Here is a 15,473-nt window from a genome sequence, read left to right as displayed (position 1 = left end):
ATGCCCGCACGCGGGCGGAGAGCCGCTCGGCGCTTCAGTGTGTCGAAGGCACGAGCGGCTCAACCAGCCGGATCAGACGCGGCGACGCTTCGGCGGGCGGCAACCGTTGTGCGCCTGCGGGGTGACGTCCTGGATCGAGCCCACCTCGAGGCCAGCGGCCTGGAGCGAACGGATCGCGGTCTCGCGGCCGGAGCCCGGACCCTTCACGAGGACGTCGACCTTCTTGACGCCGTGCTCCGCAGCCTGACGGGCGGCGGACTCGGCAGCCATACCGGCGGCGTACGGGGTCGACTTGCGGGAGCCCTTGAAGCCCACGCCACCCGACGATGCCCAGGCGATGACAGCGCCGGACGGGTCGGTAATCGAGACGATCGTGTTGTTGAACGTCGACTTGATGTGGGCCTGGCCCAGCGCGATGTTCTTCTTTTCCTTGCGGCGCGGCTTGCGCGCGGCGGCCTTGGGTGCAGCCATGAAAGTGTTCTCCTAGTCCCTGGGGCCGCTGCTTAGCGGGCCTTCTTCTTGCCTGCGACGGTGCGCTTCGGGCCCTTGCGGGTACGGGCGTTGGTCTTGGTGCGCTGACCACGGACCGGGAGACCACGACGGTGGCGGATGCCCTCGTAGGAGCCGATCTCGACCTTGCGGCGGATGTCTGCGGCGACCTCGCGGCGCAGGTCACCCTCCACCTTGTAGTTGCCTTCGATGTAGTCGCGGAGGGCGATCAGCTGGTCATCGCTGAGGTCCTTCACGCGGATGCTCTCGTCGATCTCCGTTGCCTTGAGGATCTCGACCGAGCGGGTACGGCCGACGCCGTAGATGTAGGTAAGGGCGATCACCACGCGCTTATCGCGCGGGATGTCAACGCCGGCAAGACGTGCCATGCGGTTCTCCTGGGTGTTGTGGAGGTGTGGAACAGGATCGGTGCCCGGGCCTCCGCCCGAGGTGTCCCCCGCTTCCGCGGGTTCTGATCCTGCCGTATGTGTATTCAGTTATGAGATGTGCGCGAGCGGTGCCGCACAGCGCAGGTGCTTAGCCCTGGCGCTGCTTGTGACGCGGGTTGCTCTTGCAGATCACCATGACGCGGCCGTGACGGCGGATCACCTTGCAGTGATCGCAGATGGGCTTGACGCTGGGGTTGACCTTCATGATGTTTCCTGTTCGCTGTCTTCGTACCGCCCCGATACCGAGGCAGGCCGTTACTTCTCGACCGGCTAGCGGTAGCGGTAGACGATACGGCCGCGGGTGAGGTCGTAGGGGCTGAGCTCCACGACCACGCGGTCCTCGGGGATGATGCGGATGTAGTTCTGCCGCATCTTGCCGGAGATCGTTGCCAGGACCTTGTGTCCGTTGCTGAGCTCAACGCGGAACATCGCGTTGGGCAGTGCTTCGGAGATCACGCCCTCGATCTCGATGACACCGTCTTTCTTAGCCATAGCCTCGCTGACGCTTCTGCAGACCGGTCGATCTGCGGTGGGTGATTGGATTGTGGTGCTGCGCCGCCGGACACGCCGAATCTAGGCACAAAGCACCAAAGATCTATGTTAGACGCTCCGGAGCCATCCGGCAACTTGAGAGCCGGGGGCGGAAAACCCTCGGATCAACCGAGCAGCTTCTCCATCACGGTGATCTCGCCGGCCTGCAGGTCGAGGCGCTTGCCGTTGACCTCCACGGTCGGTGTGCCCTTGATGTCGTGAGCCTTCGTCTGGTCGCCTACGAAGTCCTTGTAAGTGCCGTCGGCGATGCAGTCCGCGGCGGCACCGGCGCCGACCTGCTCAGCCAGCGCGGAGAGCTCGGCGTCGGTCAGGCCCGCGGAGTTCTCCTCCGGGCGGTTCTCGAACAGGAGGTTGAAGAAGTCGATGCTCGATTCCGGCGCCTCGGCGGCGACGCAGTACATCGCGTTGGCCGCGCGAGTCGAGAACTCGGTTCCCTGCGAATAGCGGTCGAGGATCGAGACGGGGTGGATGTTCAGCGTGATCTTGTCATCGGCGGCCGCGGCCTGCAGCTGCTCGCCGTAGCTGTCCTCGAACTGACCGCAGATCGGGCACATGAAGTCGACGAACGTGTCGACCTGGTCTTCTCCCGTTCCGAAGCTGATCGCACCGGTCTCCTCGTTGATCGAGTCGCTGACGGGCGCGACACCGGGAGCAGTGGCCTGGTTGTTCAGGAACACCACGAGTCCACCAAGGACCACCAGCACCACGACCACGGCGGCGGAGACGCCGATCGCGAACCAGTTGGTGTTGCTCTTCGCCGCTGCCATTGTGTTCCGTTTCTCTCGGTATCGCCGCACATCATGCAGGCGCATGTACCTTTTGATTTTGCCGTATCACCCTATGCAGTTCGTGTGAGGGACGCAGAACGGATCAGGGCACGGGAACCGGAACGATGCCGAACGGCTCGAGTCCGGCAGCACCACCGTCTGCGGCGGTCAGCACCCAGATGCCACCCTCATGGCGCGCGACACTGTGCTCCCAGTGCGAGCCATCGGTACCGTCGACGGTCGTGACGGTCCAGTCGTCCTCTTCGATGTAGGTCGCCTCGCCACCTGCGGTCACCATCGGCTCGATCGCCAGGACGAGGCCGGCCTTGATCTCGGGGCCCGGATCCGGCGTGCGGTAGTTGAAGACGCTCGGCGCCTCGTGCATCTTGCGTCCGATGCCGTGACCGACATACTCGCGGAGGATGCCGTAGGTCTCCCCCGACACGGCCGACGGCCCCTGAGCCTCGATGTACGCCTGGATGGCCGTGCCGATCTCACCGATGTGGGAAGCGGTGGCCATCGCGGCCACGCCAGCCCACAGGGAGCCCTCGGTGACGCGCGAGAGCTCCTCGCGGCGGGCCACGAGCTCCGGGCGCTCCGGGTCGGGCACCACGAACGTCACGGCACTGTCGCCGTTCCAGCCCTCGAACTGCGCGCCGCAGTCGACGGACACGATGTCCCCGGCCTGCAGCACCAGCTCGCCAGGGATCCCGTGCACGACCTGCGCGTTCACCGACACGCAGATGGTGTGCTGGTAGCCGCGCACGAGCTGGAAGTTGGACTCCCCTCCCCGCTCGATGATCACGCGGTTCGCCGCCTCATCGAGCTCGAGGGTCGTGACACCGGGGCGGATGAGCGGGCGCACAGCGTCCAGGGCCGCCGCGGTGATGAGACCGGGCTCGACCATGGCTCTCAGCTGAGCCGGGGTCTTGTAGATCGACCGGCGGAACATCGTCGGCCGACTCAGGCCGCGAGACGCAGACCGCGAGCGGTCAGCGCTGCGAAGACGCGGGAGGTGATCTCCTCCAGCGAGCCGACGCCGTCGATGCGGTCGACGATGCCCTTGGCGCCGTAGACCTCGATGATCGGAGCGGTCTCGCGCTCGTAGATGTCGAGCCGGTGGCCGATGGCCTCAGGAGTGTCATCCGAACGGCCCTGCTCCGTCGCGCGCAGCGTGAGGCGGGCCAGGCTCTCCTCCCGAGGAACATCGAGCAGGATCACGGCGTCGAGAGCCTCGCCGCGCTCGGCCAGGAACGCCTCGAGGTGCGCCACCTGCGCCGTGTTGCGCGGGTATCCGTCGAGCAGGAAGCCGTTCGCGGCATCCTCCTGTGACAGGCGGTCGCGCACGATCTCGCTGGTCAGCTCGTCCGGCACCAGGTCGCCCTTGTCGAGGATCGCCGTGACCTGCTGGCCGAGGGGCGTCCCCTCCTTGATGTTCGCGCGGAAGATGTCTCCGGTCGACACCACGGGGATGCCGTACGACTCGGCGATGCGCACACCCTGCGTGCCCTTGCCGGAGCCCTGGGGGCCGACGATCAGGAGGCGTGCGGATGCTGTCATCGAAGAAGCCCTTCGTAGTGGCGCTGCTGCAGCTGCGCGTCGATCTGCTTGACCGTCTCGAGACCCACACCCACGATGATCAGGATCGAGGCGCCGCCGAACGGGAAGTTCTGGTTGGCACCGACGGTGGCGAGAGCGATGAGCGGAATCAGCGCGATGAGACCCAGGTAGATGGAACCGGGGAGCGTGATGCGCGTGAGCACGTAGTCGAGGTACTCAGCGGTCGGGCGTCCGGCACGGATGCCCGGGATGAAGCCGCCGTACTTCTTCATGTTGTCGGCGACCTCGACCGGGTTGAACGTGATCGCGACGTAGAAGTACGTGAAGCCGATGATGAGCAGGAAGTACACGGCCATGTAGACCGGGTGGTTGCCCGTGGTGAAGTTGGCGCTGATCCAGGAGACCCATGCCGGCGGCGTGGAGCCGTCCTGCGGGGTGTTGAACTGGGCGATCAGTGCCGGGATGTACAGCAGCGACGAGGCGAAGATCACGGGGATCACACCCGCCATGTTCACCTTGATCGGGATGTAGGTGTTGGTTCCGCCATACGTGCGGCGTCCGACCATCCGCTTGGCGTACTGCACGGGGATACGGCGCTGGGACTGCTCGACGAAGACGACGAGGCCCATCACGATGATGCCGACCAGGAGCACGAGCAGGAAGACCTCGAAGCCCTTGCTCTCCCAGATCATCCACATCGCGCCGGGGAAGGTGGCGGAGATCGAGGTGAAGATCAGGAGGGACATGCCGTTGCCGATGCCGCGCTCGGTGACGAGCTCCGCGAACCACATGATGAGTCCGGTGCCGGCTGTCATCGCCATGATGATGAGCAGCTGCGCCCACCACACGTCGTTCGTGAGCAGGTTCTGGCAGGCGGCCACATCGGTCGTGCCGAAGAGCTGGCCGCTGCGGGCGACCGTGATCAGCGTGGTCGACTGCAGCAGCGCCAGCGCGATCGTGAGGTACCGCGTGTACTGGGTCAGACGGGCCTGACCGGCCTGTCCTTCCTTGTGCAGCGCCTCGAAGTGCGGGATGACGACGCGCAGGAGCTGCGTGATGATCGTCGCAGTGATGTACGGCATGACGCCGAGCGCGAAGATCGACAGCTGCAGGAGCGCACCGCCGGAGAAGAGGTTGACCAGACCGAGCAGTCCGTCGGTGCCCGCGTTCTCCGCGAGGCACTCCTCGACGTTCGGGAAATGCACGAACGGAGCCGGGACGTTGGAGCCGAGCCGGTAGATGGCGACGATCGCCAGAGTGAAACCGATCTTCCGACGCAGGTCGGGCGTGCGGAAGATCCGCGCGATGGCGCTAAACAAGGACGTTCCTCCTGAAAGGGTTGCCGAATCCCGAAGGGCGGCTGAAAGACCAGGGTAACCTACCCGGACGAGCCGGAGAGACTAACCACAAGAGGGGCCGGAGAATCTCCGGCCCCTCTTGCGTAGTGGTTACTTGACGGATCCGCCCGCGGCCACGATCTTCTGCTCGGCAGAACCCGAGACCTTGTCGACCGAAACAGTGAGCTTCACGGCGATGTCGCCGTTTCCGAGAACCTTGACCTTCTCGTTCTTGCGAACGGCACCCTTGGCGACGAGGTCGCTGATGGTGACGTCGCCACCCTTCGGGTACAGCTCCGCGAGCTTCTCCAGGTTCACGACCTGGTACTCCACGCGGAACGGGTTCTTGAACCCGCGCAGCTTCGGGGTGCGCATGTGCAGAGGCATCTGCCCACCCTCGAAGCCGACGCGAACGGTGTTGCGAGCCTTGGTGCCCTTGGTACCACGACCAGCGGTCTTACCCTTGGAGCCCTCACCGCGACCGACACGGGTCTTCGCGGTGTTGGATCCGGGAACCGGACGCAGGTGGTGCACCTTCAGCACGCCGGGGCGGGATGCCGGAGCATCCTTCTTCGGCGCAGCCTTCTTGGCAGCGGGCTTCTTGGCCGGAGCGTCAGCCTTGGCGTCGGAGGCGGCGGCCTTGGCCGGTGCCTTCTTCGCTGCGGGCTTCTTCTCGGCGGCAGCCTTGGGAGCGGCAGCCTTCTTCGGGGCCTTCTCGGCCTCGACGGCGTCGTTCTTCTCAGCCATTAGTCGATCTCCTCAACCTTGACGAGGTGGGCGACGGTCTTGACGTAACCGCGCGTCTGCGCGTCGTCGGGGCGAACGGTGCTGTCGCCGATTCGCTTGAGACCGAGGCTGCGCAGCGTGTCACGCTGGTTCTGCTTCTCACTCACCTTGGACTTGACCTGCGTGACCTTGAGGCGCGAAGCCATCAGGCACCTACCTTCTGTGCGGCGATGGCCTCGGCCTCCGCACGGACGAGACGCGCCGGAGCCACCTGGTCGAACTCGAGGCCACGACGTGCGGCGACCGCACGGGGCTCCTCGAGCTGCTTCAGGGCAGCGACGGTCGCGTGCACGATGTTGATCGTGTTCGACGAGCCGAGGGACTTCGACAGGACGTCGTGGATACCGGCGCACTCGAGCACGGCGCGGACGGGACCACCGGCGATAACACCGGTACCACCCGCGGCCGGACGCAGCAGAACCACACCGGCGGCTGCTTCACCCTGCACCGGGTGCGGGATGGTGCTGCCGACGCGCGGAACGCGGAAGAAGTTGCGCTTGGCCTCTTCGACACCCTTCGAGATCGCGAGGGGAACCTCACGAGCCTTGCCGTAGCCGACACCGACCAGACCGTTGCCGTCACCGACGACCACGAGGGCGGTGAAGCTGAAGCGACGTCCACCCTTCACGACCTTCGAGACGCGGTTGATGGTGACCACACGCTCGAGGAACTGGTTGTCGCCACGGTCGCGCGAGTTGCGGTCACGTCCGCCGCCCTGGTTGCGATCGCGACCGCCGCCACGGCGGCCTTCACGAGCAGGCTCGGCCTGGGTCGTACCGGCGGCCGTCTCAGAGACGACCGCGGCCGTCTCAGGAGCGGCAGCAGCCGTTTCGGTCACTTCGTTCTCCTTGTTGTCACTCACAGTGCCAGCCCCCCTTCACGGGCGCCATCGGCGATGGCTGCGACACGACCGGCGTAGCGGTTGCCACCACGGTCGAACACTGCCTCGGAAACGCCGGCAGCCTTCGCGCGCTCGGCGAGAAGCTCGCCGACCTTGCGGGCCTTGGCGGTCTTGTCACCCTCGAGCGAGCGCAGGTCGGTCTCGAGCGTCGAAGCCGACGCCACGGTGTGACCCTTGCTGTCGTCGACGAGCTGCACGAAGACGTGGCGAGCCGAGCGGTTGACGACGAGGCGCGGACGCACCTCGGTGCCGACGACCTTCTTGCGAAGGCGGGCGTGACGACGCGCGCGGGCGTCAGACTTTGACTTGAGAGCCATGGTTACTTACCACTCTTTCCGGCCTTGCGACGCACGTTCTCGCCGGCGTAGCGCACACCCTTGCCCTTGTACGGCTCGGGCTTGCGGATCTTGCGGATGTTGGCAGCTGCCTCGCCGACAGCCTGCTTGTCGATTCCGCTGACGGTGAGCTTGTTGTTGCCCTCGACCGTGAGCGTGATCCCGGCGGGCGGGTCGATCAGGACCGGGTGCGAGAAGCCGAGGGCGAACTCGACCGAGCTGCCCTTCTGAGCGACGCGGTAACCGGTTCCGACGACCTCGAGACCCTTGGTGTAGCCCTGGGTCACGCCGATGATGTTGTTGTTGATGAGCGTGCGGGTCAGGCCGTGAAGCGACCGGGACGCGCGCTCGTCGTCGGGACGGGAGACCAGAACCTGGTTCTCCTCGACCGCGACCTCGATGGGGCTGGCCACCGTGAGGGTGAGTTCACCCTTGGGGCCCTTCACCGCGACCTCACGGCCGTCGACCGAAACGGTGACGCCCGCAGGCACGTCGATGGGAAGTCGTCCAATACGCGACATTTCGAATTACCACACGTAGGCGAGAACTTCTCCGCCCACGCCCTTCTGCTCTGCCTGACGGTCGGTGAGGAGACCGGAGGAGGTGGACAGGATGGCCACGCCGAGGCCGCCGAGGACCGTGGGGAGCTCCGTGGACTTCGCGTAGACGCGGAGGCCGGGCTTCGAGACACGCTTGATGCCTGCGATCGACCGCTCACGGTTCGGGCCGTACTTCAGCGTCAGCGTCAGGTTCTTTCCGACGCGAGCGTCAGAGGTCTCCCAGCCGGCGATGTAGCCCTCCTGCTGGAGGATGGCGGCGATGTTCGTCTTCAGCTTGCTCGACGGCAGGGTCACGGAATCGTGGTGCGCCGAGTTCGCGTTACGCAGACGGGTCAGCAGATCTGCGACCGGGTCTGTCATTGTCATGGTTTTGTTCCTTTGTTCATGAGGTTCCGGCTGCCGTTACACGACAGACGGCCTGCGATGAGCACGCAATCTTCAATTGTACGTGCACATTGGCGATGAATTCGACAGGCTCAGAAACCCGAGGGTTCCTGAGCCTGTCGAAGGATCACGCCTGTGCGTCTTCCGAGCGGAACGGGAAGCCGAGGTGACGGAGCAGTGCCCGACCCTCGTCATCCGTCTTCGCGGTGGTGACGACAGTGATGTCGAAGCCGCGAACCCGGTCGATGCGGTCCTGATCGATCTCGTGGAACACGCTCTGCTCCTGGAGACCGAAGGTGTAGTTGCCGTTGCCGTCGAACTGCTTGCCCGAGAGACCGCGGAAGTCGCGGATACGGGGCAGAGCGAGCGAGACGAGGCGGTCGACGAACTCCCACGCGCGGTCACCACGGAGGGTGACGTGCGCGCCGATGGCCTGACCCTCACGCAGCTTGAACTGCGCGATGGACTTGCGAGCCTTGGTGACGATCGGCTTCTGGCCGGTGATCTTGGTGAGGTCGTCGACCGCACCATCGATCACCTTGCTGTCGCGAGCTGCCTCGCCGACACCGGTGTTCACGACGACCTTGACCAGTCCGGGGATCTGCATGACGTTCGCGTAGCCGAACTCTTCCTGCATCGCCTTCTTGATCTCGGCGTTGTACTTCGCCTTCAGGCGGGGCTGGATCTTGCCAGCCACCGCGGCATCGGTGCTTGCCATCAGAGGTCCTTACCTGACTTCTTCGCGAAACGCACGCGGACGTTGCGCTTGACGCCGTCCTTCACCTGCTCCTCGACCCGGTGGCCGACCTTGGTCGGCTTCTTGGTCGAAGGGTCGACGAGTGCGACGTTCGAGATGTGGATGGGAGCCTCGACAGTCTCGAGGCCACCCGTCTTGGTGCCACGCTGCGTCTGACCGACACGCGTGTGCTTGGTGACGTAGTTCACGCCCTCGACGATGATGCGGTTGCGCTCGGACAGGATCTCGAGGACCTTGCCCTGCTTGCCACGATCTCCGCCGCGCTCCTGCTTGGCTCCGGTGATGACCTGAACCAGGTCACCCTTCTTGATCTTCGCCATGATTAGATGACCTCCGGCGCCAGCGACACGATCTTCATGAACTTCTTGTCACGAAGCTCACGACCGACCGGGCCGAAGATGCGGGTGCCGCGGGGCTCCCCGTCGTTCTTCAGGATCACTGCGGCGTTCTCGTCGAACTTGATGTAGGAGCCGTCCGGACGACGGACCTCCTTCTTGGTGCGGACGATGACCGCCTTGACGACATCACCCTTCTTGACGTTTCCACCGGGGATCGCGTCCTTGACGGTCGCGACGATGGTGTCGCCCAGGCCGGCGTAACGGCGCTTGGAGCCACCGAGCACGCGGATGGTGAGCAGCTCCTTGGCACCGGTGTTGTCGGCGACCTTGAGTCGGGATTCCTGCTGAATCACTTGGCCTTCTCCAGAATCTCCACCAGGCGCCAGCGCTTCGTGGCGCTCAGCGGGCGGGTCTCGTTGATGAGGACCAGGTCGCCGATGCCGGCGGAGTTCGTCTCATCGTGCGCCTTGACCTTCGAGGTGCGGCGGATGACCTTGCCGTAAAGCGGGTGCTTCACGCGGTCCTCGACCTCGACCACGATGGTCTTGTCCATCTTGTCGCTGACGACGTAGCCGCGACGCGCCTTGCGGTACCCACGGGCATCCACATCGCGGACGTCGTGAGCGGCGTGCTCAACCTCGACGGCTGCTTCCTTCTTGGTGGCCATCACTCAGCCTCTTCCTTCACGGCGTCGTCGGCGGAGTCCGCCTTCTTCGCCTTCGACTTGGTCGCCTTCTTCGCCGGGACCTCGACCGGAGCGGGCGTCGCACGGATGCCCAGCTCGCGTTCGCGGATCACGGTGTAGAGACGCGCGATGTCGCGCTTGACGGCGCGGATGCGGCCGTGGCTCTCCAGCTGGCCGGTGGCCGACTGGAAACGGAGGTTGAACAGCTCCTCCTTGGCCTTACGCAGCTCCTCAACGAGGCGCTGGTCTTCGAACGTGTCGAGCTCTGTAGGAGCGAGCTCCTTGGTGCCGATCGCCATTACGCGTCGCCCTCCTCGCGCTTGATGATGCGTGCCTTGAGAGGCAGCTTGTGAATGGCACGGGTCAGTGCCTCGCGAGCGAGTTCCTCGCTCACGCCGGCGACCTCGAAGAGGACGCGACCCGGCTTGACGTTGGCGACCCACCACTCCGGCGAACCCTTACCGGAACCCATGCGGGTCTCAGCAGGCTTCTTCGTGAGCGGACGGTCCGGGTAGATGTTGATCCACACCTTGCCGCCACGCTTGATGTGACGCGTCATGGCGATACGAGCGGACTCGATCTGACGGTTCGTCACGTAAGCGGGCGTGAGCGCCTGGATGCCGAAATCTCCGAAGGAGACCTTCGTGCCACCAGTAGCCTGACCCGAACGACCGGGGTGGTGCTGCTTGCGGAACTTGACCTTACGGGGGATGAGCATTATGCCGACGCTCCTTCTGCAACAGGTGCCTCGTTGCGCGGCGCGCGGCGGCGGTCGCCACCACGGTCGTCGCGACGGGCCTTCGGTGCGTTGGCCTGCTCGCGAGCGAGCTCCTTCGCGGTGAGGTCGCCCTTGTAGATCCAGACCTTCACGCCGATGCGGCCGAAGGTGGTCTTCGCCTCGTAGAAGCCGTAGTCGATGTTCGCGCGCAGCGTGTGCAGCGGCACACGACCCTCGCGGTAGAACTCCGAACGGCTCATCTCGGCGCCGCCGAGGCGGCCGGAGACCTGGATGCGGATGCCCTTGGCGCCAGCGCGCTGCGCGCCCTGGAGACCCTTGCGCATCGCACGACGGAACGCCACACGAGCAGAGAGCTGCTCGGCGATGCCCTGCGCGACGAGCTGAGCGTCAGCCTCGGGGTTCTTGACCTCGAGGATGTTCAGCTGGATCTGCTTGCCCGAGAGCTTCTCGAGGTCGCCACGGATACGCTCTGCCTCTGCACCACGGCGACCGATCACGATGCCCGGACGGGCGGTGTGGATGTCGACGCGGACGCGGTCACGGGTGCGCTCGATCTCGATGTTCGAGACACCGGCGCGGTCGAGCTGCGTCTTCAGCAGGTTGCGGATCTTGATGTCCTCGGCGACGTAGTCGGCGTAGCGCTGACCCGGCTTCGTCGAGTCCGAGAACCAACGCGACACGTGGTCCGTGGTGATGCCGAGACGGAAGCCGTACGGGTTTACCTTCTGTCCCATTACTTGCTCGCCTTCTTGTTGCTGTCACCCGTGGCAGCCGGAGCAGCCGCAGGCGTCGAGAGCACGACCGTGATGTGGCTCGTGCGCTTCTTGATCTGGAAAGCGCGACCCTGTGCACGGGGCTGGAAACGCTTGAGCGTCGTGCCCTCGTCCACGTACGCGTTGGCCACGTACAGGTCCTGCTCGTCGAGGTACTCGCCGTCGCGATCTGCCTTGACCTGCGCGTTGGCCATGGCCGACGCGACAAGCTTGTAGATCGGCTCACTGGCGCTCTGCTGCGCGAACTTCAGGATCGCCAGAGCCTCCTGGGCCTGCTTGCCCTTGATGAGCGCGACGACACGACGAGCCTTCTGAGGGGTCACGCGGATGTGTCGCACGCGTGCGATCGATTCGACCATTAGCGGCGCCGCCCCTTCTTGTCGTCCTTCTCGTGGCCGCGGAAGGTGCGGGTGGGCGCGAACTCGCCCAGCTTGTGACCGACCATGGTCTCGGACACAAACACAGGGATGTGCTTGCGACCGTCGTGGACCGCGATCGTGTGACCCAGCATGGCCGGGATGATCATGGACCGGCGAGACCAGGTCTTGATGACGTTCTTCGTGCCCTTTTCGTTCTGACCGATCACCTTGCGAAGCAGGTGCTCGTCGACGAAGGGGCCCTTCTTAAGACTGCGAGGCATCTTCTCTTACTCCTACTTACGCTTCTTGCCGGCGTTACGACGACGCACGATGTACTTGTCGCTTTCCTTGTTGGCGTGACGGGTGCGACCCTCAGCCTGGCCCCAGGGGGAGACGGGGTGACGACCACCGGAGGTCTTACCCTCACCACCACCGTGCGGGTGGTCGACCGGGTTCATGGCGACACCACGGACGGTCGGGCGGACGCCCTTCCAGCGCATGCGGCCGGCCTTACCCCAGTTGATGTTCGACTGCTCGGCGTTGCCGACCTCGCCGATGGTCGCGCGGCAGCGCGCATCGACGTTGCGGATCTCGCCGGAGGGCAGACGCAGCTGGGCGTAGGGGCCATCCTTGGCGACGAGACGGACCGAGACTCCGGCCGAACGTGCCATCTTCGCGCCGCCACCGGGGCGGAGCTCGATCGCGTGGATGACGGTACCCGTCGGGATGTTCTTCAGCGGGAGGTTGTTGCCCGGCTTGATGTCAGCCCCGGCGCCCGACTCGACGATGTCGCCCTGCTTCAGCTTGTTCGGCGCGATGATGTAGCGCTTCTCGCCGTCGAAGTAGTGCAGCAGCGCGATGCGTGCGGTGCGGTTGGGGTCGTACTCGATGTGAGCGACCTTGGCGTTGACGCCGTCCTTGTCATTGCGACGGAAGTCGATGACACGGTACTGGCGCTTGTGGCCACCACCGATGTGACGGGTCGTGATGCGGCCCTGGTTGTTACGACCACCGGTCTTCGAGAGCGGGCGCAGCAGCGACTTCTCCGGCGTCGATCGAGTGATCTCGGCGAAGTCAGCCACCGACGAGCCGCGACGGCCCGGGGTCGTGGGCTTGTACTTGCGAATAGCCATTATTGTCCTTATCCCCCGGATCAGCCGATTGCCGTGAAGATGTCGATGGTGCCCGACTTCAGGGTGACGATGGCGCGCTTGGTGTCCTTGCGCTTGCCGGTGCCGAAGCGGGTGCGACGAGCCTTGCCGACGCGGTTGAGGGTGTTGACCCCAGCGACCTTGACGCCGAAGATCTTCTCGATGGCGAGCTTGATCTCGGTCTTCGAAGCGCGCGGGTCGACGAGGAAGGTGTACTTGCCTTCATCGATGAGACCGTAGCTCTTCTCGGACACGACCGGCTTCAGGATGATGTCGCGCGGGTCCTTGTTCAGGGCCGTCTGGAGAACAGATGCCTGCTCGCTCATGCGGAGACCTCCTGGTTGGCGCCGGACTTGGAGGCGATGAAGCCCTCGAGCGCGGCCTGGGTGAAGACGATGTCGTCAGAGACGAGCACGTCGTAGGCGTTGAGCTGGTCGAACGTCAGCACGTGCAGGTTCGACAGGTTGCGGATGCTCTTCAGCGTCACGTCGTCGTTGCGCTCGATCACCACGAGGACGTTCTTCGACGAGACGACGTTGGTGAGGAAGTTCACCGCGGTCTTGGTCGAAGGCGCACCGTTGATGCCGAAGGACTCGATGGCGTGGATGCGGTCACCACGGAAGCGGTCGCTGAGCGCACCCAGGAGGGCGGCGGCGATCATCTTCTTCGGGGTGCGCTGCGAGTAGTCACGCGGCTTCGGGCCGTGGACGATTCCACCACCGGTCATGTGCGGCGCGCGGATGGAACCCTGACGGGCGTTACCCGTGCCCTTCTGCTTGAAGGGCTTGCGGCCGGCACCGGAGACCTCACCGCGACGCTTGGTCGAGTGCGTTCCCTGGCGAGCCGCCGCGAGCTGCGCGACGACGACCTGGTGGATGAGCGGGATGTTCGTCTTGGCGTCGAACAGCGCGGCGGGAAGCTCGATGGAGCTTGCCTTCTTGCCGTCTGCCTTGAGGACGTCGAGCGCGAGAGTGGAGTCAGCCATGTTCAGGCACCCTTCACTGCGTTGCGGACATAGACGATGCGGCCACGAGCACCGGGGACGGCGCCCTTGACGAGCAGCAGACCCTTCTCGATGTCGATGGCGTGCACCGTGAGGTTGAGGACGGTCACGCGCTCGCCACCCATACGGCCGGCCATGCGCATGCCCTTGAAGACGCGGCTCGGGGTCGACGATGCGCCGATGGAGCCGGGCTTGCGGTGGTTGCGGTGCGAACCGTGCGATGCCGAGACGCCCTTGAAGTTGTGACGCTTCATGACACCGGCGAAGCCCTTGCCCTTGCTCGTGCCGACGACGTCGACGAGCTGACCGGCTTCGAACGTGCCGTCGACCGTGAGCTCCTGACCGAGTGAGTAGTCAGCAGCATCCGCGGTGCGGATCTCGGTCACGTGGCGACGCGGCGTGACGCCGGCTGCCTCGAAGTGAGCCGTGAGGGGCTTGTTCACCTTGCGCGGGTCGATCTGGCCGTACGCGATCTGCACGGCGTTGTAGCCGTCCTTCTCGGGGGTACGAACCTGAGTCACCACGTTGGATGCGAGTTCGATGACGGTGACGGGGATGAGCTTGCCGCTCTCGTTCCACACCTGGGTCATACCGAGCTTCGTGCCCAGCATTCCCTTGGAAATCTTTGCGTTGATGTCAGCCATGTCGAACCTCAGAGCTTGATCTCGATGTTGACATCGGCAGGCAGGTCGAGACGCATCAGCGAGTCGACGGCCTTGGGCGTCGGGTCGACGATGTCGATCAGACGCTTGTGGGTGCGCATCTCGAAGTGCTCGCGGCTGTCCTTGTACTTGTGGGGCGACCGGATGACGCACACGACGTTCTTCTCGGTCGGAAGCGGCACGGGGCCGACGACGGTCGCGCCCGCACGGGTCACGGTGTCGACGATCTTGCGTGCCGACGAGTCGATGACCTCGTGGTCATACGACTTCAGGCGAATGCGGATTTTCTGTCCCGCCATTGTCTGCTCACTCTCTTTAAGCGTCTTACCGACCTGGGCCGGGTGACCCAGGGGCATTGGACGCACGTCGGCGCTGTTCGCGCCTCGGCACTCGAACGGCTCTCGCGAGTCGATCTGCTGCACCACTGTTCTTCTGTCAGCCCGCACGCCTCTCGGCGTCCGGGATGCCGACGTCTGCCGCACATGGCGGAGCCCTCATCATGAAGGTGTCGGGGGTTGTGTCCTGCTACCCGCGGCCTAGAACCCTGCAGCCTCCCGGAGGAGACGCCGCCTATGCACTGCCCTGGTAGTGATCCGGCACACGCACAGCGCGCCGAAATGTCGAACCTGTCTATTCTGCCATGCCTGATTTCACTTGCGCAAACCCGGGCGTGTCGCGCTCCGGATCGGGACGCGAGAAGGGGGTCGCGAACGGTGTCAGACCGTGGAAGATAGCGGGGCGAGGCATCCCCATGCCTCGCCCCGCTTGGGGAGGGCGTTCAGTGCGAGGGGGCACACCGAACGCGAGGAATCCGGCGTGAAGGGACGCCAGGATCCTCGTTCGAGGGCGCGGCGGAGGACCCGCCGCGCGAGCGGGGCGGAACGGC

Annotated in this window: 28 protein-coding genes; all 28 read right to left on the bottom strand. The window is 65.0% G+C overall.

Going from position 1 to position 15,473, the window contains the following annotated elements; all coding sequences use genetic code 11:
• Positions 1 to 72: 72 nt before the first annotated feature.
• The 28 genes from rpsK to rpsJ all read right to left on the bottom strand — a co-directional run bounded on the left by rpsK (position 73) and on the right by rpsJ (position 14,886).
• Entirely contained in the window at positions 73 to 471 is a 399-nt protein-coding gene (gene rpsK, locus FB560_RS02885; protein WP_017829189.1) for a 30S ribosomal protein S11, read from the bottom strand.
• A 32-nt stretch (positions 472 to 503) separates the two neighbouring features.
• Positions 504 to 878: a 30S ribosomal protein S13 gene (rpsM, locus tag FB560_RS02880; RefSeq protein ID WP_047524098.1), complete on the bottom strand. Its 375-nt coding sequence runs from the start codon at positions 876 to 878 to the stop codon at positions 504 to 506.
• Between the two features lie 148 nt (positions 879 to 1,026).
• Positions 1,027 to 1,143, bottom strand: coding sequence for a 50S ribosomal protein L36 (gene rpmJ / locus FB560_RS02875; RefSeq protein WP_005050492.1), 117 nt, complete (start codon positions 1,141 to 1,143; stop codon positions 1,027 to 1,029).
• A 65-nt stretch (positions 1,144 to 1,208) separates the two neighbouring features.
• On the bottom strand, positions 1,209 to 1,430 hold the full coding sequence (gene infA / locus FB560_RS02870) for a translation initiation factor IF-1 (protein WP_017201569.1): 222 nt from the start codon (positions 1,428 to 1,430) through the stop codon (positions 1,209 to 1,211).
• 164 nt (positions 1,431 to 1,594) lie between these two features.
• The gene (locus tag FB560_RS02865) at positions 1,595 to 2,257 is read right to left on the bottom strand and encodes a DsbA family protein (protein ID WP_141870973.1); all 663 of its coding nucleotides are present in this window, start codon (positions 2,255 to 2,257) and stop codon (positions 1,595 to 1,597) included.
• Between the two features lie 103 nt (positions 2,258 to 2,360).
• A complete protein-coding gene (gene map / locus FB560_RS02860; RefSeq protein WP_141870972.1) occupies positions 2,361 to 3,209 on the bottom strand; it encodes a type I methionyl aminopeptidase in 849 nt (282 codons plus the stop codon).
• A gap of 11 nt (positions 3,210 to 3,220) precedes the next feature.
• Positions 3,221 to 3,817 (bottom strand): adenylate kinase, encoded by a 597-nt coding sequence (locus FB560_RS02855; protein ID WP_141870971.1) that lies wholly within the window; start codon positions 3,815 to 3,817, stop codon positions 3,221 to 3,223.
• On the bottom strand, positions 3,814 to 5,136 hold the full coding sequence (gene secY / locus FB560_RS02850; protein WP_141870970.1) for a preprotein translocase subunit SecY: 1,323 nt from the start codon (positions 5,134 to 5,136) through the stop codon (positions 3,814 to 3,816). Before secY ends, FB560_RS02855 begins: the two co-directional genes overlap by 4 nt.
• A gap of 129 nt (positions 5,137 to 5,265) precedes the next feature.
• On the bottom strand, positions 5,266 to 5,901 hold the full coding sequence (rplO, locus tag FB560_RS02845) for a 50S ribosomal protein L15 (protein ID WP_141870969.1): 636 nt from the start codon (positions 5,899 to 5,901) through the stop codon (positions 5,266 to 5,268).
• A complete protein-coding gene (gene rpmD / locus FB560_RS02840) occupies positions 5,901 to 6,086 on the bottom strand; it encodes a 50S ribosomal protein L30 (protein WP_046013417.1) in 186 nt (61 codons plus the stop codon). Before rpmD ends, rplO begins: the two co-directional genes overlap by 1 nt.
• Positions 6,086 to 6,802 (bottom strand): 30S ribosomal protein S5, encoded by a 717-nt coding sequence (gene rpsE, locus FB560_RS02835; protein WP_141870968.1) that lies wholly within the window; start codon positions 6,800 to 6,802, stop codon positions 6,086 to 6,088. Before rpsE ends, rpmD begins: the two co-directional genes overlap by 1 nt.
• Positions 6,799 to 7,158, bottom strand: a complete 360-nt coding sequence (gene rplR / locus FB560_RS02830; RefSeq protein ID WP_029260926.1) for a 50S ribosomal protein L18 — start codon at positions 7,156 to 7,158, stop codon at positions 6,799 to 6,801. Before rplR ends, rpsE begins: the two co-directional genes overlap by 4 nt.
• A 2-nt stretch (positions 7,159 to 7,160) precedes the next feature.
• Entirely contained in the window at positions 7,161 to 7,697 is a 537-nt protein-coding gene (rplF, locus tag FB560_RS02825) for a 50S ribosomal protein L6 (RefSeq protein WP_141870967.1), read from the bottom strand.
• Positions 7,698 to 7,703: 6 nt separating this feature from the next.
• Positions 7,704 to 8,102 carry a 30S ribosomal protein S8 gene (gene rpsH / locus FB560_RS02820; RefSeq protein ID WP_141870966.1) on the bottom strand — a complete coding sequence of 133 codons (399 nt, stop codon included), beginning with the start codon at positions 8,100 to 8,102 and terminating at the stop codon, positions 7,704 to 7,706.
• Positions 8,103 to 8,247: 145 nt separating this feature from the next.
• On the bottom strand, positions 8,248 to 8,838 hold the full coding sequence (rplE, locus tag FB560_RS02815) for a 50S ribosomal protein L5 (protein ID WP_141870965.1): 591 nt from the start codon (positions 8,836 to 8,838) through the stop codon (positions 8,248 to 8,250).
• Positions 8,838 to 9,197: a 50S ribosomal protein L24 gene (rplX, locus tag FB560_RS02810; protein ID WP_141870964.1), complete on the bottom strand. Its 360-nt coding sequence runs from the start codon at positions 9,195 to 9,197 to the stop codon at positions 8,838 to 8,840. The genes rplE and rplX overlap by 1 nt, the downstream gene beginning before the upstream one ends.
• A 2-nt stretch (positions 9,198 to 9,199) precedes the next feature.
• Positions 9,200 to 9,568, bottom strand: a complete 369-nt coding sequence (gene rplN / locus FB560_RS02805) for a 50S ribosomal protein L14 (RefSeq protein WP_017201583.1) — start codon at positions 9,566 to 9,568, stop codon at positions 9,200 to 9,202.
• Complete coding sequence (gene rpsQ / locus FB560_RS02800; protein ID WP_141870963.1) at positions 9,565 to 9,882, bottom strand: 30S ribosomal protein S17; 318 nt, start codon at positions 9,880 to 9,882, stop codon at positions 9,565 to 9,567. Before rpsQ ends, rplN begins: the two co-directional genes overlap by 4 nt.
• On the bottom strand, positions 9,882 to 10,199 hold the full coding sequence (gene rpmC / locus FB560_RS20845) for a 50S ribosomal protein L29 (protein ID WP_105526205.1): 318 nt from the start codon (positions 10,197 to 10,199) through the stop codon (positions 9,882 to 9,884). The genes rpsQ and rpmC overlap by 1 nt, the downstream gene beginning before the upstream one ends.
• Complete coding sequence (rplP, locus tag FB560_RS02790) at positions 10,199 to 10,618, bottom strand: 50S ribosomal protein L16 (RefSeq protein WP_136055200.1); 420 nt, start codon at positions 10,616 to 10,618, stop codon at positions 10,199 to 10,201. Before rplP ends, rpmC begins: the two co-directional genes overlap by 1 nt.
• A complete protein-coding gene (gene rpsC, locus FB560_RS02785) occupies positions 10,618 to 11,373 on the bottom strand; it encodes a 30S ribosomal protein S3 (protein WP_017201587.1) in 756 nt (251 codons plus the stop codon). The genes rplP and rpsC overlap by 1 nt, the downstream gene beginning before the upstream one ends.
• The gene (rplV, locus tag FB560_RS02780; RefSeq protein ID WP_141870962.1) at positions 11,373 to 11,771 is read right to left on the bottom strand and encodes a 50S ribosomal protein L22; all 399 of its coding nucleotides are present in this window, start codon (positions 11,769 to 11,771) and stop codon (positions 11,373 to 11,375) included. The genes rpsC and rplV overlap by 1 nt, the downstream gene beginning before the upstream one ends.
• Positions 11,771 to 12,052 carry a 30S ribosomal protein S19 gene (gene rpsS, locus FB560_RS02775; protein WP_045278750.1) on the bottom strand — a complete coding sequence of 94 codons (282 nt, stop codon included), beginning with the start codon at positions 12,050 to 12,052 and terminating at the stop codon, positions 11,771 to 11,773. Before rpsS ends, rplV begins: the two co-directional genes overlap by 1 nt.
• A gap of 12 nt (positions 12,053 to 12,064) precedes the next feature.
• Positions 12,065 to 12,904, bottom strand: a complete 840-nt coding sequence (rplB, locus tag FB560_RS02770) for a 50S ribosomal protein L2 (RefSeq protein WP_141870961.1) — start codon at positions 12,902 to 12,904, stop codon at positions 12,065 to 12,067.
• A gap of 20 nt (positions 12,905 to 12,924) precedes the next feature.
• Positions 12,925 to 13,248 (bottom strand): 50S ribosomal protein L23, encoded by a 324-nt coding sequence (rplW, locus tag FB560_RS02765; protein WP_017829206.1) that lies wholly within the window; start codon positions 13,246 to 13,248, stop codon positions 12,925 to 12,927.
• Complete coding sequence (gene rplD / locus FB560_RS02760) at positions 13,245 to 13,907, bottom strand: 50S ribosomal protein L4 (protein ID WP_141870960.1); 663 nt, start codon at positions 13,905 to 13,907, stop codon at positions 13,245 to 13,247. The genes rplW and rplD overlap by 4 nt, the downstream gene beginning before the upstream one ends.
• Positions 13,908 to 13,909: 2 nt before the next feature.
• Complete coding sequence (gene rplC, locus FB560_RS02755; RefSeq protein WP_141870959.1) at positions 13,910 to 14,569, bottom strand: 50S ribosomal protein L3; 660 nt, start codon at positions 14,567 to 14,569, stop codon at positions 13,910 to 13,912.
• A gap of 8 nt (positions 14,570 to 14,577) precedes the next feature.
• Complete coding sequence (gene rpsJ / locus FB560_RS02750) at positions 14,578 to 14,886, bottom strand: 30S ribosomal protein S10 (protein ID WP_030147986.1); 309 nt, start codon at positions 14,884 to 14,886, stop codon at positions 14,578 to 14,580.
• Positions 14,887 to 15,473: the final 587 nt, after the last annotated feature.

The organism is Microbacterium saperdae, from assembly GCF_006716345.1.
In the GTDB taxonomy this organism is placed as follows: domain Bacteria; phylum Actinomycetota; class Actinomycetes; order Actinomycetales; family Microbacteriaceae; genus Microbacterium; species Microbacterium saperdae.
The sequence above is the reverse complement of the archived record's forward strand: the minus strand, read 5'-3'. Positions and strand labels throughout refer to the sequence as shown.

Bases quoted from the DNA above. Each gene is read 5' to 3' on its own strand.
- rpsK (WP_017829189.1), bottom strand. From the start codon at position 471: ATGGCTGCACCCAAGGCCGCCGCGCGCAAGCCGCGCCGCAAGGAAAAG.
- rpsM (WP_047524098.1), bottom strand. From the start codon at position 878: ATGGCACGTCTTGCCGGCGTTGACATCCCGCGCGATAAGCGCGTGGTG.
- rpmJ (WP_005050492.1), bottom strand. From the start codon at position 1,143: ATGAAGGTCAACCCCAGCGTCAAGCCCATCTGCGATCACTGCAAGGTG.
- infA (WP_017201569.1), bottom strand. From the start codon at position 1,430: ATGGCTAAGAAAGACGGTGTCATCGAGATCGAGGGCGTGATCTCCGAA.
- FB560_RS02865 (WP_141870973.1), bottom strand. From the start codon at position 2,257: ATGGCAGCGGCGAAGAGCAACACCAACTGGTTCGCGATCGGCGTCTCC.
- map (WP_141870972.1), bottom strand. From the start codon at position 3,209: ATGTTCCGCCGGTCGATCTACAAGACCCCGGCTCAGCTGAGAGCCATG.
- FB560_RS02855 (WP_141870971.1), bottom strand. From the start codon at position 3,817: ATGACAGCATCCGCACGCCTCCTGATCGTCGGCCCCCAGGGCTCCGGC.
- rplO (WP_141870969.1), bottom strand. From the start codon at position 5,901: ATGGCTGAGAAGAACGACGCCGTCGAGGCCGAGAAGGCCCCGAAGAAG.
- rpmD (WP_046013417.1), bottom strand. From the start codon at position 6,086: ATGGCTTCGCGCCTCAAGGTCACGCAGGTCAAGTCCAAGGTGAGTGAG.
- rplR (WP_029260926.1), bottom strand. From the start codon at position 7,158: ATGGCTCTCAAGTCAAAGTCTGACGCCCGCGCGCGTCGTCACGCCCGC.
- rplF (WP_141870967.1), bottom strand. From the start codon at position 7,697: ATGTCGCGTATTGGACGACTTCCCATCGACGTGCCTGCGGGCGTCACC.
- rpsH (WP_141870966.1), bottom strand. From the start codon at position 8,102: ATGACAATGACAGACCCGGTCGCAGATCTGCTGACCCGTCTGCGTAAC.
- rplE (WP_141870965.1), bottom strand. From the start codon at position 8,838: ATGGCAAGCACCGATGCCGCGGTGGCTGGCAAGATCCAGCCCCGCCTG.
- rplX (WP_141870964.1), bottom strand. From the start codon at position 9,197: ATGGCGAAGATCAAGAAGGGTGACCTGGTTCAGGTCATCACCGGAGCC.
- rpsQ (WP_141870963.1), bottom strand. From the start codon at position 9,882: ATGGCCACCAAGAAGGAAGCAGCCGTCGAGGTTGAGCACGCCGCTCAC.
- rpmC (WP_105526205.1), bottom strand. From the start codon at position 10,199: ATGGCGATCGGCACCAAGGAGCTCGCTCCTACAGAGCTCGACACGTTC.
- rplP (WP_136055200.1), bottom strand. From the start codon at position 10,618: ATGCTCATCCCCCGTAAGGTCAAGTTCCGCAAGCAGCACCACCCCGGT.
- rpsC (WP_017201587.1), bottom strand. From the start codon at position 11,373: ATGGGACAGAAGGTAAACCCGTACGGCTTCCGTCTCGGCATCACCACG.
- rplV (WP_141870962.1), bottom strand. From the start codon at position 11,771: ATGGTCGAATCGATCGCACGCGTGCGACACATCCGCGTGACCCCTCAG.
- rpsS (WP_045278750.1), bottom strand. From the start codon at position 12,052: ATGCCTCGCAGTCTTAAGAAGGGCCCCTTCGTCGACGAGCACCTGCTT.
- rplB (WP_141870961.1), bottom strand. From the start codon at position 12,904: ATGGCTATTCGCAAGTACAAGCCCACGACCCCGGGCCGTCGCGGCTCG.
- rplW (WP_017829206.1), bottom strand. From the start codon at position 13,248: ATGAGCGAGCAGGCATCTGTTCTCCAGACGGCCCTGAACAAGGACCCG.
- rplD (WP_141870960.1), bottom strand. From the start codon at position 13,907: ATGGCTGACTCCACTCTCGCGCTCGACGTCCTCAAGGCAGACGGCAAG.
- rplC (WP_141870959.1), bottom strand. From the start codon at position 14,569: ATGGCTGACATCAACGCAAAGATTTCCAAGGGAATGCTGGGCACGAAG.
- rpsJ (WP_030147986.1), bottom strand. From the start codon at position 14,886: ATGGCGGGACAGAAAATCCGCATTCGCCTGAAGTCGTATGACCACGAG.